At 59.5% G+C, this 22,981-nt stretch carries 17 protein-coding genes; 4 read left to right on the forward strand and 13 right to left on the reverse strand.

Annotation, left to right across the window (positions count from 1 at the left end; genetic code table 11):
• Positions 1 to 8: 8 nt before the first annotated feature.
• A complete protein-coding gene (locus ACIQTW_RS03635; RefSeq protein ID WP_402933767.1) occupies positions 9 to 509 on the reverse strand; it encodes a hypothetical protein in 501 nt (166 codons plus the stop codon).
• Positions 510 to 747: 238 nt separating this feature from the next.
• On the opposite strand from ACIQTW_RS03635, the gene ACIQTW_RS03640 reads away from it, so the two are divergent.
• A complete protein-coding gene (locus ACIQTW_RS03640) occupies positions 748 to 996 on the forward strand; it encodes a WhiB family transcriptional regulator (protein ID WP_015937605.1) in 249 nt (82 codons plus the stop codon).
• An 89-nt stretch (positions 997 to 1,085) separates the two neighbouring features.
• On the opposite strand, the gene ACIQTW_RS03645 is transcribed toward ACIQTW_RS03640, so the two are convergent.
• Genes ACIQTW_RS03645 through ACIQTW_RS03660 form a run of 4 tightly spaced genes read right to left on the reverse strand, consistent with a single transcriptional unit; the run spans position 1,086 to position 9,452 of the window.
• The gene (locus ACIQTW_RS03645) at positions 1,086 to 2,555 is read right to left on the reverse strand and encodes a sensor histidine kinase (protein ID WP_402933770.1); all 1,470 of its coding nucleotides are present in this window, start codon (positions 2,553 to 2,555) and stop codon (positions 1,086 to 1,088) included.
• A 31-nt stretch (positions 2,556 to 2,586) separates the two neighbouring features.
• Positions 2,587 to 7,443 (reverse strand): NAD-glutamate dehydrogenase, encoded by a 4,857-nt coding sequence (locus ACIQTW_RS03650; protein WP_402933772.1) that lies wholly within the window; start codon positions 7,441 to 7,443, stop codon positions 2,587 to 2,589.
• Between the two features lie 57 nt (positions 7,444 to 7,500).
• On the reverse strand, positions 7,501 to 8,811 hold the full coding sequence (locus ACIQTW_RS03655; RefSeq protein WP_402933775.1) for a CpaE family protein: 1,311 nt from the start codon (positions 8,809 to 8,811) through the stop codon (positions 7,501 to 7,503).
• Complete coding sequence (locus tag ACIQTW_RS03660; RefSeq protein WP_402933778.1) at positions 8,808 to 9,452, reverse strand: flagella basal body P-ring formation protein FlgA; 645 nt, start codon at positions 9,450 to 9,452, stop codon at positions 8,808 to 8,810. The genes ACIQTW_RS03655 and ACIQTW_RS03660 overlap by 4 nt, the downstream gene beginning before the upstream one ends.
• A 154-nt stretch (positions 9,453 to 9,606) precedes the next feature.
• Here ACIQTW_RS03660 and ACIQTW_RS03665 point away from each other — a divergent pair, with 154 nt between their 5' ends.
• Positions 9,607 to 9,828 (forward strand): helix-turn-helix domain-containing protein, encoded by a 222-nt coding sequence (locus ACIQTW_RS03665; protein WP_402936214.1) that lies wholly within the window; start codon positions 9,607 to 9,609, stop codon positions 9,826 to 9,828.
• Here the strand turns inward: ACIQTW_RS03665 and ACIQTW_RS03670 are convergent.
• Complete coding sequence (locus ACIQTW_RS03670) at positions 9,825 to 10,412, reverse strand: hypothetical protein (RefSeq protein WP_402933781.1); 588 nt, start codon at positions 10,410 to 10,412, stop codon at positions 9,825 to 9,827. The two genes, ACIQTW_RS03665 and ACIQTW_RS03670, sit on opposite strands and share 4 nt — an antisense overlap.
• 148 nt (positions 10,413 to 10,560) lie before the next feature.
• Here ACIQTW_RS03670 and ACIQTW_RS03675 point away from each other — a divergent pair, with 148 nt between their 5' ends.
• On the forward strand, positions 10,561 to 11,337 hold the full coding sequence (locus tag ACIQTW_RS03675) for a LysM peptidoglycan-binding domain-containing protein (protein ID WP_402933784.1): 777 nt from the start codon (positions 10,561 to 10,563) through the stop codon (positions 11,335 to 11,337).
• A 151-nt stretch (positions 11,338 to 11,488) separates the two neighbouring features.
• Positions 11,489 to 11,911 (forward strand): Rv3235 family protein, encoded by a 423-nt coding sequence (locus ACIQTW_RS03680; protein WP_402933787.1) that lies wholly within the window; start codon positions 11,489 to 11,491, stop codon positions 11,909 to 11,911.
• A 97-nt stretch (positions 11,912 to 12,008) separates the two neighbouring features.
• Here ACIQTW_RS03680 and secA read toward each other — a convergent pair whose 3' ends face one another.
• From secA to mtrA, 7 genes are all read right to left on the reverse strand, one after another.
• A complete protein-coding gene (gene secA / locus ACIQTW_RS03685; RefSeq protein WP_402933790.1) occupies positions 12,009 to 14,750 on the reverse strand; it encodes a preprotein translocase subunit SecA in 2,742 nt (913 codons plus the stop codon).
• Positions 14,751 to 14,792: 42 nt separating this feature from the next.
• Positions 14,793 to 16,085, reverse strand: a complete 1,293-nt coding sequence (locus ACIQTW_RS03690) for a winged helix-turn-helix domain-containing protein (RefSeq protein WP_402933793.1) — start codon at positions 16,083 to 16,085, stop codon at positions 14,793 to 14,795.
• A 29-nt stretch (positions 16,086 to 16,114) separates the two neighbouring features.
• Positions 16,115 to 16,843, reverse strand: coding sequence for a ribosome hibernation-promoting factor, HPF/YfiA family (gene hpf / locus ACIQTW_RS03695; protein WP_402936216.1), 729 nt, complete (start codon positions 16,841 to 16,843; stop codon positions 16,115 to 16,117).
• Between the two features lie 183 nt (positions 16,844 to 17,026).
• Positions 17,027 to 17,995 (reverse strand): ComF family protein, encoded by a 969-nt coding sequence (locus ACIQTW_RS03700; protein ID WP_402933796.1) that lies wholly within the window; start codon positions 17,993 to 17,995, stop codon positions 17,027 to 17,029.
• A 103-nt stretch (positions 17,996 to 18,098) separates the two neighbouring features.
• The gene (locus tag ACIQTW_RS03705) at positions 18,099 to 19,808 is read right to left on the reverse strand and encodes an LpqB family beta-propeller domain-containing protein (RefSeq protein ID WP_402936218.1); all 1,710 of its coding nucleotides are present in this window, start codon (positions 19,806 to 19,808) and stop codon (positions 18,099 to 18,101) included.
• Positions 19,809 to 19,813: 5 nt separating this feature from the next.
• Positions 19,814 to 21,811, reverse strand: coding sequence for an MtrAB system histidine kinase MtrB (mtrB, locus tag ACIQTW_RS03710; protein WP_402933799.1), 1,998 nt, complete (start codon positions 21,809 to 21,811; stop codon positions 19,814 to 19,816).
• Positions 21,783 to 22,457 carry an MtrAB system response regulator MtrA gene (gene mtrA / locus ACIQTW_RS03715; protein ID WP_014922244.1) on the reverse strand — a complete coding sequence of 225 codons (675 nt, stop codon included), beginning with the start codon at positions 22,455 to 22,457 and terminating at the stop codon, positions 21,783 to 21,785. Before mtrA ends, mtrB begins: the two co-directional genes overlap by 29 nt.
• Between the last annotated feature and the right edge of the window lie 524 nt (positions 22,458 to 22,981).

The following is a 22,981-nucleotide window of genomic DNA, read 5'->3' on the forward strand; positions in this document are numbered from 1 at the left end:
CCCGGTGACTAGAGAGCCCCGGTAGCTCCCCCGGTACCTGAAGCAAAAGCCACGACGTCCTTTTGAAAAAGAAAAACAATCGCGGCGAATGCCGGAATCAGCATCGCCAACCCCTGCAACACCAGCCCTCCGGTCATGGTGGGAAAACCAATGGTGAGAACAAACAATTGGGCCACCAACGCTGCCGCACGCGTCCACCTATAGCCGCGGAACAAGAAGTGACCTACGGCAAATAGCCAGGCGGAGAAGGCCAACAGCAGCCCAAGAGTGAAGATTGCCCCCCAAAAGGTCAGCACTGGCGCGCCGGTCAACAGTTCGAATGCGTACCAAGCAGCTGCGCCGAGGAGGGCGAGGGCTTCAAGCGCTACAACCACTGAGATGACAACGATTCCCAGGGGACGGCGACCGGCACCAGGTCTGTGTGCTGCGAGGCTCGCCGACGCATCAGGATCATCGCTTCCGTCGGGGCCGGACGCGGGTTGGGCAGGATTCACGGGAGGTCTTGACACACTGGCACACTACCGGACATAGTCATCTAGCAGTGAGGGCACTGGCGGCTGATGTGATGCATCGCTCACGGATTCCGGGCATTTCGACCACTAACACCCCTTGTTTACAAGGCGTTAACATGAAACGCTTGACTCAGACGACCAAGGGGGCCCATGCGGGCCCCTTTCCTTTGGAGCCTTTCGTGAATGTTTTCACAAAAGGCCCTTCTAGTTCTCACGAATGGAGTGACTGATCAGCATGGATTGGCGTAATCGCGCAGCCTGCCTCGAAAAGGACCCGGAGCTCTTCTTCCCAGTAGGCAACACGGGACCAGCACTTCTGCAAATCGAGGAAGCCAAAAGCGTCTGCCGCCGCTGCCCCGTTGTAGACACCTGCCTTCAGTGGGCGTTGGAGTCCGGACAAGACGCCGGTGTTTGGGGCGGCATGAGTGAAGACGAACGACGGGCACTTAAGCGCCGCGCTGCTCGCGCACGCCGCGCTTCCTAACCCAAGGACAGTGAAGGCCGCGGACCCTTGGTCCGCGGCCTTCTTCGTTAAGTGCTTCTCCTGGGATTCAGGAATCCTGGCTTGGGGAGCTACGCCCGGGCAAGGTTGAGGACGATCTCGACGGCGGTCCCGCCGCCTTCGCGCGGGCTCCACTGAATGGACCCGCCGAGCTCGCTGGTCACGAGCGTACGAACAATTTGCAGGCCCAATCCCTCGGTGTACTGGCCATCCGGCAGGCCCACGCCATCGTCGGCTATGGTCACCGTCAGGAATTCGTCGTTGCCTTCGCCATCTGCCCGATCGGCCAGCAACCACACCGTTCCAGTACGTCCCTCAAGTCCATGCTCAACAGCGTTGGTGACAAGTTCGTTGATCACCAACGCCAGTGGCGTGGCAAAGTCGCTGGGCAACTCGCCGAACATACCTGAGCGTTCTGTTCGCACTTGCTGGGACGGTGAGGCCACTTCAGCTGACAGCCTGAATTGCCGCCCGATCAGTTCGTCAAAGTCGACACTCTGCGTCAGGCCCTGGGAAAGGGTCTCGTGGACGAGCGCGATCGTGGCAACGCGCCGCATAGCCTGTTCCAGACCCTGCTTGGCTTCGTCGCTGACCATTCGCCGCGATTGCATCCGCAGAAGAGCTGCCACAGTTTGAAGATTGTTCTTTACCCGGTGGTGGATCTCCCGGATGGTGGCGTCCTTGGTAACAAGTTCCATTTCCCTGCGGCGCAGTTCCGAAACGTCACGGCAAAGGACAAGGGCACCGAAACGCTGCTGCTCATCTCGCAGTGGAATGGCCCGAAGTGAAAGACTGACACCCCTGGACTCAATCTCACTGCGCCACGGCATCCGCCCAGTCACAACCAACGGCAATGTCTCGTCCACCATCCGCCGGTCCTTCAGAAGGCCTGCAGTGACCTCCGCCAGCGAACGCCCTTCCAGGGACTCTACTTCCCCCAACCGACGGAAGGCAGACACGCCATTGGGGCTTGCGTACTGCACAATGCCCTCCGCGTCGAGTCTGATGAGCCCGTCGCCGACTCGCGGGGCTCCCCGGCGGGAGCCCGTCGGTGATGCGAAGTCTGGCCACAGGCCCAGGGTTCCCATCCGCAAGAGGTCATAGGCACACTGACGATACGTGAGTTCCAGCCTGGACGGCATGCGCGAACTGGACAAGTCCATATGGGATGTCACGACAGCGAGTGTTCTGCCGTTGCGCACCATGGGGACAGCCTCGACACGGAGTGCCATGTCGCTGCTCCAGCTTGTTTCACTTGATCGCTCGATCGAGCGGCTGTTCCACGCCTTATCCACAATCGGACGCAGATCCGAGCGGATGCCCTCCCCCACGAAGTCCGCGTGAAACACCGTGTGAGATGTCGACGGACGGACGTGGGCGAGGGCAATGTAGCCGAACTCCGGATGCGGGAACCACAAAGCGAGGTCCGCGAATGCCAAGTCAGCCACCATCTGCCAGTCACCGACGAGGAGGTGCAGCCATTCGGCATCTCCAGGCCCGAAATCAGCGTGTTCCCTGATGGGGTCTGTAAAGATTGCCACTGCACCTCCATTTGCGACGCCGGGACAGGCCCTAGCGTCGAACGATTGACCTCAAGAGCCTTAATGCTACCGACAGTGAAGCCATGTCGTCGGCTTCGAGTGCGTTGACCTCATCAAACATCGTCTTGGCACGCCCCAACTGTTCGGCATTCTGCCCTTCCCATGCCTTCAGGCGATCTTCAGCCGAGGCGCCGGACTCTGTGGACTCAAGGACCGACGTCGTCATATCCGCCACCGTGGAGTACAAGTCATCACGGAGAGCTGCGCGCGCCAAAGCCTGCCAGCGGTCATCGCGGGGCAAGGAACTAATCCGTTCCAGCAGCGAATCCACGTGGAAGCGGTTGAATACGGTGTAGTAGACGTGCGCGACGTCCTCGACACCCTCGTTTCCGGTTTGGGCAATCCGCGCGATGTCCAAGAGAGCATAGCTCTCGAACAGCTCGGCCCATCTGTGCGCAAGATGCTCCGGCAGTCCCCAGGTTCGGGCTTTGTCCAACCAGCCGGAAATGCGGATCTTGTCCTCTCCCCGGAGGTAATCCAGAAGCTTGGCCCTCAGTGGGGCCAACATGGGCTTGAAGGATTCAACAACCTCCGAAATGGGCTGTGACCCCATCCCCTGGCCCAGCACCCAGCGCACTGCCCGGTCGAGCAACCGGCGAATGTCCAAATGGACTTCACTCCAGTGCTCGGTCGGGAAAGATGCCGGAAGCGCATTCAGCTCGGCAACCATGGGATCGAGGTCGTAGATTTCACGCAGCGCCACAAATGCCTTGGCAACGGCCACCTCATTTGCCGACGTTTCTTCAATGGCCCGGAAGGCGAAGGTAATGCCACCCAGATTGATGATGTCGTTGGCGACCACAGTGGCGATAATCTCGCGCCGCAGCGGGTGGGTGTCCAACTCAGCGTCGAACTTCTCCCGCAGTTGCTTCGGGAAGTATTCACGGATCGTGTCCGCGAACCACGGATCGTCGGCGAGGTTGCTGTCCCGCAACGCCCCGGTCAGCTCGATCTTTGCGTATGCAGCAAGGACCGCCAACTCGGGAGACGTGAGTCCTTGGCCTTGTTCCAACCTCGACCGCAGGGTTTCCGTGGTGGGGAGTGCTTCGAGATCGCGCTTGAGGTCTGCAGACTTCTCCAGCCAGTCCATGAGGCGCTCGTAACTTGGGCTCCAGTCCGCGACGCGGGTCCGGTCGTTGAGCAGCAGAATATTCTGGTCGATATTGTCCTGTAGGACAAGCCGTCCCACTTCATCGGTCATATCGGCGAGGAAGCTGGCTCGTTCCGCAGAGTCAAGCTTGCCGGCCGCTACCATCCGGTCAACAAAGATCTTGATGTTGACCTCATGGTCGGAGCAGTCAACTCCGGCGGAGTTATCGATTGCGTCCGTATTCAGAATGACGCCTTGCAAAGCGGCCTCGATACGTCCACGCTGCGTCAATCCCAGGTTTCCGCCTTCGCCCACGACCTTGACCCGCAGATCCCGGCCGTCCACACGGATGGCGTCGTTGGCTTTGTCACCCACTGCAGCATGCGTTTCAGTACTAGCCTTGACATAGGTGCCAATACCGCCGTTGTAGAGGAGATCTGCAGGGGCCAGCAAAATCGCGCGAAGAAGTTCCGGCGGGCTTAGCTGCGTTGTTCCATCCGGCAGGCCCAATGCCTTGCGTACTTGGTCCGAGACCGGGATGGTCTTGGCCTGGCGTGGATAGACACCGCCACCTTCGCTGATAAGGCTACGGTCATAGTCGTCCCACGAGGATCGGGGCAGTTCGAATAGCCTCTGCCGCTCAGCAAACGATGCAGCAGCATCAGGTGAGGGATCAAGGAAGATGTGGCGGTGGTCGAAGGCGGCCAACAGCCGGATATGCCTGGAAAGCAGCATGCCGTTACCGAAGACGTCACCAGACATGTCGCCAACGCCAACCACCGTAAATTCCTCAGTCTGGGTGTCCAAGTCGAGCTCACTGAAGTGCCTCTTGACTGATTCCCAGGCTCCGCGGGCAGTGATGCCCATGGCTTTGTGGTCATAACCGACTGACCCGCCCGAGGCAAACGCGTCACCGAGCCAGAAGCCGTATTCTGCCGCAAGCCCGTTGGCGGTGTCGGAGAACGTGGCGGTGCCCTTGTCCGCCGCCACTACAAGGTACGAATCGTCGTCGTCGTGCCGAACAACGTCCGACGGCGGCACCAGCCTTTCGCCGTCTGCTGAGGTAACGAGGTTGTCTGTGATGTCCAGAAGGCCTCGGATGAAAGTCTTGTAGCTCTCGATTCCTTCCGCCATCCAAGCAGCCCTGTCTACTGCCGGGTTCGGAAGCTTCTTGGCAAAGAAACCTCCCTTGGCACCCGTTGGGACGATGACCGCATTCTTGACGGTCTGCGCTTTTACGAGGCCCAGAATCTCAGTCCGGAAGTCCTCCCGGCGGTCAGACCAGCGAAGGCCACCGCGGGCTACCTTCCCGAAGCGCAAGTGCACGCCTTCAACTCTCGGAGAGTAAACCCAGATCTCGAACATTGGGCGCGGGAAAGGAAGACCCTCAATGGACGTGGGATCGAGTTTGAAGCTGACGTATTCCTTGTTCTGGTAGTAATTAGTCCGCAGAGTCGACTCAATAAGGTTCACGAAGGTTCGCAGAACGCGATCTGCATCCAACGTGGCCACCTGCTCGATCGACTCGGCGAGCGCTGCCCGCGCTGCGGCTTGGCGTTCGGCCCGCTGCCCTTCGGGAACGGTGGGGTCGAAGCGCGCAGAGAAGAGCTCATTGAGCCCACGTGCAACATCGGGATTACCCAGGAGGGTATCAGCAATGAATCCGAAGGAGTTGGTGTTGCCCATTTGCCGCATGTACTTGGCGTAGGCACGCAGTACCACCACTTGACGCCAGTGGATGCCTTCACGGAGAACCAGCCGGTCAAAGTTGTCTGATTCCACAGCGCCCGTGATGGCTGCACCAAAGGAGGCGCCCAGCAGGTCTCCCGTAGCCAGGGGGTCGACGCCCGCAGGGTACTTGAGTCCGAGGTCGTAAAGGAAGAAATCGCGATGATCCGAGGTTTCGATCTCGAAGGGCCGTTCATCCAAGACCTCAAGGCCGAGGTTGTGGAAGTACGGAAGGATTTGGCTAAGGCTCTTGGGCTCCATCAGGTAGAGCTTGACCCGGGCATCCTCCTCCAACGCCTCACCGGCACCTTCGGGAAGATATACGTGGACACCGGGCTTGATTTGCTTGGTAACCCGCCCTGCCCGCTCTGCCTCCGCACCGTACTTCTCGAAGCGTTCGATGTCCTCAAGAGCGTCTTCCACTTCGTAGTCCACGCGATACCCCGCGGGAAATGCCTCGGCCCACAGCGCAGACAGAACATCGGCATCCTCGGCAGAACGGTGCTCACGGAGCACCTCGGCGATACCTTCGCTCCAAGACCGGGACGCACGCATCAGTCGTTGTTCCAGTTCTTTCACGTCAACTTCTGCCAGTTCAGCCGTGCGGGGCAGCCTGATCCTGAAGAAAACACGAGCCAACGCGGACTCAGTGATCCGGGCCTCGTAGTCAATGCTTTCGGCGTGGAACGTTTCGCGGAGTTCCTGCTCGATCCGGAGTCTTACGCTGGTGGTGTACCGGTCACGCGGCAGGTAGACCACGGCGGACATGAACCGTCCGTAGATGTCGGGGCGCAGGAACAGCTTAGTCCGACGTCGCTCCTGGAGTCGCTGGATGCCGGTGGCCGTGGCGGCCAGATCAGGTATTTCAATCTGGAACAGTTCGTCGCGGGGATACGTTTCAAGGATTCCCAAAAGATCCTTCCCCGAGTGGGAGTCAATGGGGAACCCCGCGTTACGCAGGACAGCATCCACCTTGTCCCGAACGATCGGGATGTTGCGAACCGATCCGGTGTAAGCACTGGTGGCGAACAAGCCAATGAACCGCCGTTCACCGTTAACGTTACCCAACGCATCGAAACTTTTGACTCCGATGTAATCCAGGTAGGCGGGCCGGTGCACAGTGGAACGCGAATTCGCCTTGGTAATCACCAAGGCACGCTTCTCCCTCGCGCGCTTACGGCCGGCATCCGTGAGGTGCTGGACTTGACGCGTGGTGTCGCCGGCGCGCAGGAGGCCGAGGCCACTGTCTTCACGGAGTTGAAGAACGTCCTCGCCGTTCTCGTCAACGAGGTCGTATTCGCGGTAACCCAGGAAAGTGAAGTTTCCATTATCCAGCCACCGCAAAAGGTCCTGTGCCTGCCGGAGTTCAGCGACTTGCTCCGGGTGCGTGATGCCGCCTAACGCCTCGGCAAGCTCGAGAGCTTTGCTGCGCATCTTGGGCCAGTCCTCCACCGCTGCCCTGACGTCGCCGAGGACCCGTTGCAGCCCTGCGATCAACTCTTCGCGTGCATCGTCACTGACACGGTCAATTTCAACAGCAATCCATGACTCCATATGCGAGGCGTTATCGCCATCGCCGAGGAGGTGGGCCACGCTGGGGAGCGCTGCGGTGTCGCCGCTGGAAATGCCAACGTTGGACGGGACTCTGGAAATACCGCTCAGCTCACCGGACACCCGGTCACGGGTGACCACGAACAACGGGTGCATCACCAAACGGATCGCGCAGTTCTGGCGAACAAGTTCTGCATTGACAGAGTCGACGAGGAACGGCATATCGTCCGTGACGATATATACAACGTTTCTCTCAGGTTCGACGGCGATCTGGACGACGGCATTTCCGGGCCGTCGGGACTGGGCAACGTTCCTGTGCTTTGTTGCCCGCGCAATCAGCAGTTCGGGTGAATACGCACGCGAGTCTTCCTCTGCGAGGTGTTCATAGTAGTCGCCGAAGAACCCTTCACGGACAACTGCTGCTTCGGACCGATCCTCCACGCTGGATCCTGACGACATCTACAAACGCCTCCATCACATGTTCATTGCTGCGACTCTGCAGCCCACATGGCGAGCCTAGCGCTTAAGGAGGTGCAAAGCTCTGATAGTTCGGCCAAACGAATTGCGATTTCGCTGTACAGGTGCACAGACCAAGTTGGCTATAGCCATCCTCAGGGGCGATTCAGGCGCAACTTCCAGGAGCACTGCACCTGCAAGCAAAGCGGCATCACACGCCACGGAGTCTGCCGGAAGGTAGGCATCCACGCCCACTCCCGGACCATACCGATCCCAAGCGTCGCCCAGTTGCTGTCTGGGCGAATGGCCCACTGCCGAACGCTTCACCTTGTTCAATACAACACGGGGAGATACCTCCGGAACCGCGGATTCAAGCTCCGCCAGCCCCCTAACTAATCGAGGCACTCCAATGGCATCCGCCACTCCTACGGCGAACACAACATCAGCCATTTCCAAACTGCGAAGCGTGGCGGCATTCCGCCGCGGAGCCATTGTGTCAAAACTGAGCTCTTCATCGGCTTCAAGGCAAAAACCCGCATCCACCACCACATGGTCCGCCACCTGCCTTGCCCTTTCGAGGACCATCGAGACGGCCCCCGCCCTCAATTCCGTCCACCGGTCTGCCCTGGTAGTTCCCGTGAGAACCCGAAAAGTCCCGGCTTTCATGTAAACAGGTATGGCCGCCGACTTAAGTGCCTCAACATCGAGCAAGCCCTGGTCCGCCAGCCTGCAGGCCTGGGCCAAACCCGCAGACTCGTCCAGTAGCCCAAGCATCGCCGACACACTGGCCCCATAACTATCAGCATCGACGAGGATGACGGACTCGCCGGCCGCGGCCAGCTCCGCCGCTATGTTGACCGCAAGAAGAGTCCTGCCAGGTGCACCGACCGGTCCCCAAACAGCAGTTATCTGACCCGACCCCTCTGGTGTGTCGTCGATGTATTCCGCTGCAGGCTCCAAAAGCGCACCCGCCCCTGGATCTGCGAATCCTGCGTCCCTACCAACCCAAGGCCGGCTCCGTGGACCTTCGCGACCCACAGCCTCCGCTATTTTGGCCGCGAGCTCTGCGGCATCAATGCCAGTCGAAGCTGGCAGGGCGCCGATGGAGTGCAGGCGTTTGGCCTCAGCGGGATCATCCGTCAAGGCGACGATGGAGACGCCGACTGCTCCCAGGCGATCAACCAGCGTGGTGGTGAGTTCCTCGGAACCTTCAGCTACCACTGCCGCTACTGCGAGACCGCTTTGGCAAGCAGCAATCAGTTCAGCAAGCTCTGAACAACGGCGCACCACTGTTACCGGTCCGTGCAGGCGTTCCAACCCGCCGACTACGACTTCCTGTGCGGAACCAACGGTAACGACAGGAATGCTCACCGAACCACGCCCGCAGGATTCCAAACGACCGACACCTTGGCTTTGTTTGCTTGGGCACCCAACAATTTTGGCATTTGCTCATCAGTTACCAGCACCATCACCACGGTTGTTTTCGCAGCACCCAACGTAGAAGAGCCGCTGGTCATTCCGGCTATTTCTGCACTGGGCAGAAGTAGCCGCGGTTCCTCAAACGCATCGTTCGAACCCGGCATTGCAATCCAGACATCAACTCTGGCGCCTGGAACGGCCTGCGAGGGCAGCTCTTCCTCCATGGCAATGGCCACCGGTTTACGATCGACGGCATCGGCAGCACCCAGGCTTGCCTGCGGGACCAGCTGATTCTTTGCCACCCGCTGCAGCGCAACCTTCCCCTCAGCGAGGCCGTGTTCGACTGTGACATAACTGGCCTCGACCTCATCCAAGCGGACCTTGACAATGGATAAATCCGCTTCCGCGACCACCTGACCTACGGCTATGTCTTCCTTGGCCGAGTAGACCTGCGTAGTCCTGTCAGCTGAACCAAGCAATGCAATGACGCCGGCTACAGACCCCAAGACCAGCAATACGCCTATGAGCAGCCGGGGATCCTTCCACGATGGTTTCTGTAGCCTTGGAGCTGCAACGTCCGCACTCTGACCCATTTTCCTCATCCCCGCTTTGAGTTATGGCATGGCCGACGGCACCTGCCTCCTCATTCTTACCGGCGCCTTCCACAGGTCCAAAGTCATTGGCCTCAAACAGGCCGAAACTGTGGATAACTACACCAAAAGCCAACAACAGTGGCAAAATGAAGCCATGCCCCGATTCCTGACTCTTGCGGATGTCGCCGAACAGCTCCAAATTAATTCCCCTCAGGCCTATGCCTTGGTAAGAAGCGGCGAACTGAAGGCCATACAGGTAGGAGGGCGGGGGCAATGGCGCATTGAGGAAAAGATGCTTGAGCAGTACATCGAGGACCGCTACGCAGAGGCCAGCCGCATGATCGAAGAGGCCAAGAGCAAGGCTAACCACCCTTAATTGCCGCTACCCCTGAATTCTTGGCTCCCCCCAGAGCAAAGCGCCGCCAATGAACTGAAAGGGATGGTCAGGACAGCGGCTATATTGCTGGCCCGGCGTACTTCACCGTGCGGAACAACTGCGAGGTCGAAGTGGTCACGCCCCACCCTGTCTATGACTCCATGCAGCTTTTGCCCGTCTCCCGTGCTCACCTTTAGATGAACTACCAGTTCAGAGCGGTCCCGTGACAGCGCCCTCAGTGCTGAAGCTATCCCCGCTCCTTGCAGTATCCGTGACGAAGGCTTCAATGCCACTCTCCCCAATCCTTGGTATGAGAGCACCGATGCGTGAGGCACCAGCCACTGTCGAGCCCCCTCCGTCAGGACCAGCCACTCGCTACCCGCATGAGCCAGCACCCCTCGGATGACGTTGCCGTCAGCCAGTGCGATCTTGAGTTCGGCACCAGCAGCCCCCCGCAGGCGATCACTTAGATCGATTCCCGCAAGCTCAACCCTGGCCCGATCTGTGATCTCAGATTCGTGCTCCAGAGCACGCCCTGCGGAGAATTGTGCTTCCAGATCGTCGAAAAGAGAGTCCCATCTCATGTAGTCAGACTAGGCTGCTGGAAGAAGCACGGCCAATCTGGCGGGACAAGAACACTCGGATTGGACAAGAGGAAGCAATTGTGCCCAAAATGGGTCTATCAAGATCAAATTAGATCAAATTGCATCAAATGAAGCTTGGGGGCTTTGAATGGCACGAACATTACGCAGTGACGCCACCCTCGCAGCGTCTGTTCTTGGTCTGGGACTGCTCCTGATTCTTGTAGGAAACCTGCTCCTTGCACAGTGGGAAGCCGCTGAGCGACTTAACCAAAGATCAACTTTTGACCACCTTCTCGGGTTTGCTGTTTGCGCTGCCGGGATTGCGATAGTGATTTGGTGGGCGCTCTCCTTGTTCATCGCCTTCCTGGCGTCGCTACTGCACCAGTCAGGGCACAGGAAGCGTGCCGACTCGCTTTCGAAGTTCAGCCCTGGCTTTATGTTGCGAATCGCCGTGGCGGTGATGAGCCTGAACCTTCTGGGCGCAGGGGTCGCTCAAGCAGATACCCGCCCACCTGTCCCAGGTTGGCATAGTGCTTCTCCCGGCAACGCGGCCCACGCGCAGCCAGCGTGGATTCCCGCTTCCGCGGAGCGCGACTTCTCCACCCCTGCATCCGCAGACGACAACGACAAGGCCAGCAGCCGGGCCATTGATCCACGCTGGCAGCCTCAACCTCCCGTGGTTGATCCAGGGCTTCTGAGCCGCCAGTCCTCGCGTTCATCGACACAAGCCGGCGACCCCGGCGTAGTCGTCAAGGATGGAGACTCGTTGTGGTCAATTGCAGCGTCCAGGCTGGGACCCTTCGCAACTGACGTGGACGTCGCGCTGATCTGGCCCAGGTGGTATGCCGCCAACCGCGAAACCATCGGAAGTGACCCAGCCGTGCTGCTTGCGGGACAGGTTCTGCAGCCGCCCTCACCGGGCTAGCAGCCAAGGGCTAGTGCCCGCCATTTCCACAGACCCGCCCGCTCAGGGGCGCCTCCACATATCAAAGCCGATTCCTAGCGTCATCCCAGCAGAAGCCACCGAGCCAAGCGTCCCCACGCTGAGCTCATGTAGTGAATGCCTGAGGTATGACATGACCGTTGCAACAGCGAACCGACCAGCAAGCCGTCGGAGCACAAAACGAACAACCCCCACATACGGCCCGGGTGGCCAGGACATCGATGTCCGGCTTGTGGCCAGGAGCATCGCGCAGGCAGCCCTGGAGGTCCTGGCCGGCACCCGTCCACTGCAACAACTCTCCCGCTCACTGGATTCGGAGTGCTACTTGTCCCTCCAGCATCGAGCAGCCCTCACACGGAAGCACGCAGCCAGGACCAGGGGTAACCCGCAGCCGCACTTGAGCCCCATGGTCCGCTCTGTCCGGGTCTGTTCAATATCCGAATCCATTTGCGAGGCAAGCATCGTAGTGGCGGAAGAGCAACGCTGCCGCGCCGTAGCCATGAGGCTGGAGCGGCTGGACGGAGTTTGGCAGGTTACCGCACTGGAAATTGGATAAACTCAACGGAAGAAACTGCTTCGAGGCGGACAAAAAGGGTGAACCCTGGACCATAATCCAGGGTTCACCCTTTTCATTAGCGCGTTAGGAGACCGGTTCAGCGACGCTTCTTTTTGGCCTGCTTGCGCTGGTCCTGGGTGGCCGCTTTCGCAGGATTGCCGGAGCGGCCTGAAGTCCGGCCCTCAATGCGTGTCTGGGTTGCTCCGTCTTCACCTGGCGCGGTGTACTGTAGCTGCGCCGGCTTTTCCGGCGCTTGGAGGCCTGCCGCACGGATTTGCGGGTCGTGATGCTCGGTGTGTGCGCCGGCGGCAGAATCGTCCGCCACCACCACGTCTTCGGCGGGTGTTACCTCAACTTCGAGGTTGTAGAGGAAACCGATGCTCTCCTCACGGATGGCTTCCATCATGCTTTGGAACATCACGAACCCCTCGCGCTGGTATTCCACCAAGGGATCACGTTGGGCCATTGCACGAAGACCAATGCCCTCCTTGAGATAATCCATCTCGTAGAGGTGTTCCTGCCACTTGCGTCCAAGGACCGAGAGCACAACCCGGCGCTCGAGCTCACGCATGCTCTCAGAGCCGATTGCCTCTTCCCGTGCCTGGTAAACGAGCCGGGCATCAGAGAGGATCTCCTCCTTCAGGAATTCCGCAGTGACCCTGGACTTACCGCCGGCTTCGTCAATGATTTCCTGGGCAGTCACTGTTGCCGGGTACAACGTCTTGAGATTCGCCCACAGCTGGTTGTAGTCCCAGTCATCGCCCGATCCCTCAGAGGTGGCGGCGTCAATAAGTGCGTTGATGGTGTCTTCCAGGAAGTACTGGACTTTTTCGTGCAGGTCATCGCCTTCAAGGATCCGACGACGGTCGCCATAAATGGCTTCACGCTGACGGTTGAGGACGTCATCGTACTTGAGTACGTTCTTACGCTGCTCGGCGTTGCGGCCCTCTACCTGGCCTTGCGCAGATGCGATGGCACGGGAAACCAGCTTCGACTCAAGGGCAACATCGTCAGGCACCGAACTGTTCATCAGACGTTCGGCCGCACCTGAGTTGAACAACCTCATGAGGTCATCTGTCAGAGAGAGGTAGAACCGGGATTCGCCGGGGTCGCCTTGCCGTCCGGAACGTCCACGCAACTGGTTGTCGATCCGGCGGGATTCGTGGCGCTCGGTTCCAAGCACATAAAGTCCGCCAAGGTCCAGAACTTCTTCATGCTCGTCCTTGACCGCCTGCTTGGCCGCGGCAAGCGCCGCCGGCCACGCGGCCTCGTACTCTTCGGAGTTTTCCTCAGGATCAAGGCCGCGCTTGGCAAGTTCGGCAATGGCAGTAAATTCGGCGTTGCCGCCAAGCATGATGTCAGTACCGCGGCCCGCCATGTTGGTTGCTACTGTGACCGCGCCCTTTCGCCCGGCTTGGGCAACGATGGACGCCTCCCGTGCGTGGTTCTTGGCGTTCAGTACTTCGTGCCGGATACCTTCTTTGGCCAAGAGCTTGGAGAGGTACTCACTCTTTTCGACGCTAGTGGTACCCACCAGCACAGGCTGGCCGTTCTCGTGACGTTCCGCGATGTCCTGAACAACAGCATCGAACTTAACCACCTCATTCTTGTAGACGAGGTCCGGCTGGTCGATACGCTGCATGTCCCGGTTAGTTGGAATGGGCACGACACCGAGCTTGTAGGTGCTCATGAACTCCGCAGCTTCAGTCTCGGCCGTACCGGTCATGCCGGCCAGTTTCGAATACATGCGGAAGTAATTCTGCAGCGTCACCGTGGCGAGAGTCTGGTTCTCCGCCTTGATCTCGACGTTTTCTTTGGCCTCAATAGCCTGGTGCATGCCTTCGTTGTAGCGCCGCCCGGCAAGGATGCGGCCGGTGTGCTCGTCAACGATCAGGACCTCGCCGTCGAGAATGACGTAGTCTTTGTCCCGCTTGAACAGTTCTTTGGCCTTGATGGCATTGTTGAGGAAGCCAATCAGCGGGGTGTTGGCAGATTCGTAAAGGTTTTGTATTCCGAGGTAGTCCTCTACCTTTTCAATACCGGCCTCCAGCACGCCCACGGTCCGCTTCTTCTCATCGACTTCATAGTCGACGTCAGGCTGCAAACGAAGGACGACTTTGGCAAATTCGCTGTACCACCGGTTGGTGTCGCCTTGCGCGGGACCGGAAATGATCAATGGAGTACGCGCTTCATCGATCAGGATGGAGTCAACCTCATCCACGATCGCGAAGTTGTGGCCGCGCTGGACGAGCTCGCTCGCGTCCCAAGCCATGTTGTCGCGCAGGTAATCGAAGCCAAATTCGTTGTTGGTGCCGTACGTAATATCTGCGGCGTACTGTTCCCGGCGTACGGTGGGGTCCTGGTTGGACAAGATGCAACCGCTGGAAAGACCAAGGAACCTGTAGACGCGGCCCATGAGTTCGGACTGGTACTCAGCAAGGTAGTCGTTCACCGTGACAACGTGGACACCCTTGCCCGAAAGAGCGTTAAGGTACGCAGGCGCTGTAGCAACAAGGGTCTTGCCTTCACCCGTCTTCATTTCCGCGATGTTGCCCAGGTGCAGCGCAGCGCCACCCATGAGCTGCACGTCGAAATGCCGCATCCCCAAGGTCCTGGACGAGGCTTCGCGCACAGCGGCGAAGGCTTCCGGGAGGAGGGCTTCCAAGGATTCGCCATCTTGGTGGCGGGACCTTAGCCGGTCCGTTTCCTCGCGGATTTCAGCGTCCGAGAAGGACTTGAAAGTGTCTTCCAGGGCATTGATGGAATCGGCATAGTTCCGCAGTGTCTTGAGTGTCTTTTTGTCACCCGTGCGGAGAAGTTTTTCGATTAGTGATGCCACGTGAAATTGCTCCCAGTCTCATGCTGCCGAATTCTGGCTGTTTCAGTCTACGGGAGAGACCAGCGCCACGTTGCCGCGTTCCCCTCTGAGCGGACTGCCCGGTTGGAGGCGTTGTTCGGACGCAACATGACCTTCTGCCACCGCCTCGGAAAGCGGTCCGGCAATGTCCCCCACTGGCCACACCACCACTCCCTGAAGGCCGAGCCATGTAGCCATGAGCCTAAGTTCCTGGGCAAGTTCGACGGCGGTGTCCACCGGCGCGTTCATCTCACCAAAAGCGGAGCGCACCAGGAGCTGACCGGATGCGCGGTCCGCTTTAAGGTCCACTCTGGCGACGATGGCATCCCTGAGCAGGAATGGAAGAACATAGTAGCCAAACCGTCGTTTGGCGGCTGGGGTGTAGATCTCAATCCGGTAGTGGAATCCGAACAGCTCCTCGAGTCGCCGTCTTTCGAAGACCAAAGAATCGAACGGACTCAGAAGCGCCCGGGCCGCGGCCTTTCGAGGCAGCTTGGCGTCAACATGTTTGTAGGTTTCCCTGTCCCATCCCCGGACCACAACAGGCTCAAGGCGGCCTGCCCGGACCAACCGCCGTACAGAGTCTGCACCTGCTTTCAGGGGTGTCCGGAAGTAGTCGGAGAAGCACCTCACCGTACCAATGCCGTGGGCTTGGGCGGCTGCTTCCATCAGACGATCAATGGACGCTTCGGCGTCGACGTCGGACGGAGTCACGTGTGGTGGAATTACCCGTGAGGTCAGGGTGTATTTGCGTTCAAATTGCGATGTTCGAGAAGCAGCGGATATCCGTCCTTCTTCGAAGAGGTGCTCCAGGACGCGCTTGACGATGTTCCAGTTCCAGCCCCAATTATCACGTTCCGGGCCTTCATCGTGTCCGAGCTTTACAGTCAGTTCGGATGCTGTCATCGGGCGTCCTACGGTGAGGGCGTCCAAAATTCGATCCTCCATATCCTGACGTACGGCCGGATCCAGGCCATGGGCTCCCACCCAGGCCCGCTTTTGCCATATGAGCAAGTCATAAAAGTGCTCCGGGCGGATAAAACTTGCCTCGTGTGCCCAATACTCCATCATTTTGCGTGGGTTGCGGCCTGCCATCGACTGGAGGATGAGGCGATCGTAGTTACCTAATCTGGAAAAGAACGGAAGGTAGTGGCTCCGAGCCACCACGTTAACTGAATCGATCTGGACAAGCTGTAGTTGGGCAAAGGTCCGGCCCACAGCCCGTGAAGTCACGGGGCCGGTGGGCCGGACCTTTGCCAATCCTTGAGCTGCCAATGCGATCCGCCTTGCCTGTGACAGGCTCAGCGAAGCGGTCACTGAAGTCCCTTCGTGCTTAGGTTGAGGCTTTACTTGGCCGTTGCGGCCTGATCATTGGAGCGGTAGGCGTGGATCTTTTCTTCCACGGCTTCCTCGCCGGGCTCGCATGTGGAGTCGAGCGTGATGACACCGTAGGTCCAGCCACTGCGCCGATAAACGACCGACGGCGCGTTGGTCTCCTTGTCCAGGAACAGGTAGAAGTTGTGCCCGACGAGCTCCATGTTGTCCACAGCGTCATCAAGGGTCAGCGATGCTGCGGGGAAAACTTTCCGGCGGATCAAGACGGGAGAGTCACCGGCCGGAATATCGTTCTCAATGTCATAGGGTGACCGCTCATCTGCCTGCGGCGCGGACTCCTGGTGGTTGCTTGCCTCTACATAAAGCGGCTCACTCGCACTGGCTGGCTCAAGTGTTGCCGTGGCTTCCCGCACAGCCTTAGGCGTGTGGCGGCCGTGGTGCACCTTCTTGCGGTCCTTCGCACGACGAAGCCTCTCAAGCAGCTTGTTGTACGCGAGATCGAAGGCAGCAAACTTGTCAGCGGCTGTGGCTTCGGCACGGATAACGGGGCCTCGGCCCAGGACAGTCACTTCAACGGTGAGTTCGCCAGGCGTCTGCCTGGGATTGGTTTCCTTGGAAACCTTGGCGTCAACCCGCTGGACCTTATCCCCCAGCGATTCAATCTTTGAGATTTTTTCGCCGGCATATTCGCGAAAGCGGTCAGAAACTGTCAGATTTCGTCCGCTGATCATGAACTCCATGGTGCCCTCCAATAACTCAGGTGACACGACAACGACGCTGTTGGGGGCTTGTCTGACGGACAGTCGAGCCCCTTTCCGAGCCGCTATCGACAGGTACATCTGTTCTTGGTACCCACAACCGACGTTAGTTCATCGGCACCCGTTATTCATCCTTTAGCCACTTAATTTTTGATTGAGTCTTAATCACTGCGTCGGGTGGTCCCCAGCAGCGACGGAGGCGTAGGCTGGTGGCCTCGTGGCCGCGAGCACAACAGCGCCGGAGACTACGCCGCCGGCAAGAGTGACCGCCCGCGCTGCCTCAGCAAGGGTTGCCCCGGTGGTGAGAACATCGTCAACGAGGATGCATCTCCGTCCCCTCAGTTCCTTGCCTCTGCCTGCGCGTATCCTCATGGATCCCCGGACCCGGCGAGCACGTTCGCCTCTTCCCAGCCCCTTTTGGCCACCGCCTGCACGTTCCACAGGGGTACGTCCTGATACCTCCCCAAAAAGCCGGGCTGCCACCTCCAGGACGGCTCGAGGGCGCGCCGTCATCACTGGCGGCTCCCCCCGCCTCTCCAGCACGTCAAGGATTGGGCAAAACGGCAGTATCCGGCGCACGCGAATGAAAAAGAGCAGGAGATGCAGGGGACTGAATCCGCGCCGGCGGTAGGCCTTACCGCTGCTGGGAACGGGGACAAGGCAATAACCGGAGCGGCCACCGATGGCAGTCTGCACGGCTTTGCCAAGGCAAGGAGCCAGAACAGCCGCAAGCCGCCACTGACCGTGGTGCTTGAAAGAGAGGAGGCACCGCGCCAGCTCATCCCGGTATGCCCCCGCTGCTACCACTTCAGTCTTTGCCGTGCCGTCGACGTCAACCAAAGCCGGCGACTCCTGCTCGGCCCGGAACGGCTGCTTGCACAGCTGACGGACCTTCCTTGCGCAACTTCCGCAAAGTACTGCGTCTTCCTTTTCACAGCAGACACAGTCCACGGGAATCAGCACGGTCAGAAGGTCAACCCAGGCCGCCTGCAACGCGGCGATGAGTCGGCCGGTTCTCCGTTGGTCAGTGGCGCGGCGTCGAGCCCTGTCAGGTTCAACCGGGTTCAGGTCAGGGTCGACATCTTGCCGGGTCTGCTGTGTAAGGAACCATGAGCTGGGGACTGTAAAGGTCACTCTTCAGCTTTACCGCCTGGTCGTTACCTGAGAAGACACACAGCACGCTATGTGCATAACAATCGGGTTGAATCCATGGACCGGAGCCCCTGACAAACAGCGGTCAGCCTGGAAATGCCGGTTCTGTGGGTCCCTTTAGCTGAAGCTCCCAGCCGTTTCCGACGCGTTGGAAGATACCGGCAGCAGACTGACCGTAAATCTGCTCTGCTCCGTTTCCAACGCTGAGGCTGGTCAAACCGTCCCACGGTGCCAACTCCTGCGGTTCACCCGATGCCAGTGACAGCAGCTCCGGAACCACCGTCGAAGTGGCCGAACCGGACATCACGGCCACCGTGGAACCATTGACCCAGGCGCCTTGATCGGCGGCTGTATTGCTCAGCAGTGTGATGGGAAGCGTGAGGTCCTTCGGAACGCCGTCCGGGTTACGGACTATGCCCGTAATCTGTACAGCGGACTTACCGTTTACTTCGGAAATGACCAGCGCCCTGGTCCCCTCCCGGGAGACCCTGAAGTCCTTGACTGTTCGTCCCGTTAGCCAGGCCGGCGTCATAGTGACGCTGGGAACGCCGGTACCAGGAGCTGTGCCTGTGGGCTTGTAAGCCACAACTTCGGCTGCCCCGTTGGCACCAGGACCTGCTGTCCACACCCAATCGTTCGGGCTGAAGGAAGGACCAGTGAGGGTACTCCTGGTGGTTAGTTGTCGCGCAGGTTGCCCCGGTTCGATGGAGTAAAGCGTGGTTTTATCGCCGTTGAGGAAAGCCGCTGTTTGGGACACCGGCGACTCAGCAGGCGAGTGCGGTCCCAGACCAGCCACAGACTGAATGTCCGGCAGCGGAGTAATTCTGTTGTTCTCGTAACGCACCAGATCGCCGTTGTTTACTGCGATCTGGCGGGCAGGAACGCTCTTGTCCAGCACCGGAGGCAGAACCGTACCGTTGTCTTCCACCCGTACCAGGTCCTGATCGGCGCGAAGTTGAACGTTGATGACATCGGGCTGGCTACGGAAGGTCAGTGCCAACTGGTTTTGCATCCTCTGACGGTCCTCCGCAGAGGCCTCGAAAAGCTCCTTGGCGGAGAGGTCTACCTGCGCTGCACCAGAGACAACCGGAACAGATTCGCGGGCGAGCTTCATTCCCGATGGGAAAGCACTGACCACTGCCCCCCGCAGGTAGGGGGCGGGACCGGCCAGCAGGGCGCTGGTCATGGACTTGACTGTGTTCTTCTTAATGAACCACCGGTAGTCCGGTACAGCATAGGTGAACGTCGGGTCATAGAAGTAGATGGGGTTTGCCCCATAGATAACCTTGAACGTCTCCTCGGGGATGGCGGTGCCATCGGGCACCTTCGAGATCCGCCATTCTCCTTCAACCTGCTCGAGCGTTAGCGGAATGGTCTCTTTGGTACCCGGAGGGAACTGGGTGGCAACGCCGTCTGCATCCACCGAATATGCGAGATCGAGTTCGTAGAGGTATTCGTTCTCGCCCGCTGCTTTGACTACCTGTGCCTCGCGAAAAACGATCGCACGCTTGTCCGGCTTCCACGTCACAGACTGAGCTTGCGTCAGGTACTGACGAGCCACAGGATAGTCATCCTCGTAGCCGCTGCCAGCCATGTAGAAATCCTCAATCACAGTCTCAGGACTGGAACCGGCCCGCGGTGCAGCGGGGAAAAATACCGGCGCGTTGGGGTTACCGGCGCCTTCGTCTTTGCTTTTACCGACGGGGCCGGAGCGGGGAATCTGGGCGCAGGAAGCCAGCATGACCATCAGCACAACCAGCAGCGCGACGACTGCCCTCGTACGCCCGGGACGCAACGTCCTCACGACTTCTCCCCCGTTCCACCGTCGTCAGGCTCAAGCTTCACGCCCACAGATGGAGTCGGCTGCGGAACGTCGCCGGATTCCTGGCCCAGAACCAGCATTTGCCGTTCGATTGCCGCCCCAGGGAATCCTATGTCCGCAGGTTCCAGCTGAAGCGGAGACTTCACGATGGTGCCTCCTTGCCGCAGCGGAAGCGTCAATCGGAAGTTGGAACCGGAACCCTTTCGGCCCCAAGCCTGAAGCCAGCCGTTATGGAGCTTGGTGTCCTCGGCTGCGATGGAAAGGCCCAAACCACTTCCTCCCGTGGTCCTGGCTCGTGCTGGATCTGCCCGCCAGAAGCGGTCGAAAACTCTGGCCGCCTCAGCATGGGTCATTCCGATGCCGTGGTCCCTTACTGACACCGCTACTGCTTCATGGTTGGCCGCGACAGATATATGGACAGGCTTGCCCTCGCCATGTTCGAGTGCATTGAGCAGCAGGTTGCGGAGAATGCGGTCGATCCTACGCGAGTCCATCTCCACGATGATGCTCTTCTGTCGGGCGTTCAGCCGGACTTCGGAACCATACTCCGCTGCCACCGGTGCCGCACCTTCCATAACGTGCGAGATCACCTGGAAAATGTCTTGCGGTTCTGCATCCAGGACGGCGGCGCCGGCGTCAAATCGTGAAATCTCCAGCAGGTCGGAAAGCAGCGACTGAAAGCGCTCAACCTGGTGGTACAGCAATTCCGCCGATCTCTTGTTCATGGGGTCGAAATCGTCCCGCGCATCGAACAGGACTTCGGCCGCCATGCGAACCGTGGTGAGCGGGGTACGCAGTTCGTGGGACACATCAGAGACAAAGCGTTGTTGCATCTGCGACAACGTGGCCAATTGGGTGATCTGTTCCTGGAGGCTTGCAGCCATATGGTTGAAGGAAGCGCCCAGTCTGGCGACTTCGTCTTCTCCCTTAACAACCATTCGTTCTTGTAGTTGACCTGCAGCAAGCTTCTCCGATACGACGGCAGCATGGCTGACCGGACTGACGACGTTACGGGTCACGTACCAGGCAATGGCACCAATCATGAGGACCAGAGCCGCACCGCCTGCCCACAGGACATTCTGGATCTCGTCCAGTGTCTGTTGGGCAGTATTGAGGTCGTAGATCAGGTATAGCTCGTAAGCCGTTCCGTTGAAGGTGACCATGTTTCCCACGGCGATACCGGGCCGGTCCTCGTTCCCAACCGGGAACTGCGTGGAGGCCCAAAACTGCTGCTTTCCGCCGCTTTGAACGGCCTTACGCAGCTCTGGGGGAATGACGCGAACCGTCAGCTGGTCCGAAGCGCGCGATTCCACCCAGCGGTTACGTGGTTTGGTTTGTTCCGGAGCAGCTTCGAAGACATATCTGCGTTGGATGACCGAGCCCCGGCCTTCCACGGCTGTCAAGGTGTCATAAACCAAGGTGATGACGCTTGACTGGTCGGTGACTTGGGCGCCGTCGAACGTGTCCTGGACTTGCTTGACGTTAAAGCGCGACTCGGATTCCGCTTGTGCCAGCCTCTCCTGGAAGAGGTTGTTGGCGATTTGGTTGGACAAGTATGCGCCCACAATCGCGAACGACGTCACAGCGAGCAGCAGTGTGGTCAGGACTGTACGGAACTCCAAGGACCGCCGCCAGCGCCTCAACAAGGAACGCCAAACGAAGCGCAGCCCTGGTCTTATTTGCCGCACGCCAATGGAGACGAGTCGCGAAACTCGAAGGACCAGGATCAATCCGCGCCGTGTCCAGATCCGCGCCCGGGACAGTAGCCATGAAAGGTCCCTGGCCTCCCGAGCGGGTTGCTCAGCGGACGCAGCGGCTGGCTCAGCGGACGCAGCGGCTTGCTCAGGGGTCGCCGAATCTGCCGGGGTCACCTGTTGGACACCGGCCAGATCGGGAGCTTTGGGACCCAGACCCCCGCCTGCCTCGCCGGTCTTGCCGACCGGGGACTCAGGAACCTGCTTTATATCCGACACCACGCACCGTCAAAACGACCTCGGGCGCTTCCGGATCGCGTTCGATTTTTGAGCGCAGGCGCTGGACGTGCACGTTGACCAGTCGCGTGTCAGCGGCATGGCGGTATCCCCACACCTGCTCGAGGAGCAATTCGCGGGTGAATACTTGCCACGGCTTGCGTGCCAGCGCAACCAGGAGGTCGAATTCCAGGGGCGTCAGGGAGATCCGCTCTCCGCCACGGGTCACCAAGTGACCTGCGACGTCGATGGTCACGTCTGCGATACGCAGGGTTTCGGGGGCCTTCTGATCGCCCGGCCGCAACCTGGCCCGGACTCGTGCTACAAGTTCAGCGGGCTTGAAGGGCTTGGGCACATAATCATCGGCGCCGGACTCAAGCCCGCGAACGACGTCTGAAGTATCGGACTTGGCGGTAAGCATGACGATGGGGACGTCCGATTCGCCACGGATCTGCCGACAGACTTCAATGCCATCGGAGCCCGGCAACATCAGGTCCAACAGCACCAGGTCCGGCTTTGAGGACCGGAAGACCTCCAAAGCTTGGCCGCCGTCTGCGCAGAACACCGGCTCGAAGCCATCGTTGCGCAGGACGATTCCAATCATCTCTGCAAGTGCTTCGTCGTCGTCAACTACCAGAATGCGTGCCTTCATAGTTATATATTCCCTTATCACCAAGTCTTTGTCCCGTTGGGCGCGGCGCACGGCATGGCGCCCCCAAGGCAACTTCCACCGTACTGCACCTGCCGCTACCACGCCCCTGGCGGCAGCATGGGCTGCAGGCTATGAGGGACGACGGCGGGACTATAGGCTGGGTGCGAAGGTCCGTGTGGGGGACGTCGGGAGTCGGCGGGCCGGATCTTATGGGGAGGGAATCGTGTCACAACCAGAGCACGGCCAGAATCCGCCGCCGGGCGATCAGTCCGCATGGGGAAACCAGCCACAGTGGGGAAGTCAACCACAGTGGGGAAACCAGCCGCAGTGGGGAGGCCCTCCGGGATGGGCGCCACCGCAGAGCAGCGGGCAGAACCATCCACGCCAAGCTGCTCCGGGATGGCCTCCGGGGCCTCCGTATGGGCAGCCTCTCTATGTCGCTCCCCCAAAGCCCGGAGTCATTCCCCTGCGTCCGCTGCAGTTCGGCGAGATTCTTGATGGTTCCTTCCAAACAATCCGCCGCA

It is taken from the genome of Paenarthrobacter sp. NPDC090517 (assembly GCF_044769165.1).
In the GTDB taxonomy this organism is placed as follows: domain Bacteria; phylum Actinomycetota; class Actinomycetes; order Actinomycetales; family Micrococcaceae; genus Arthrobacter.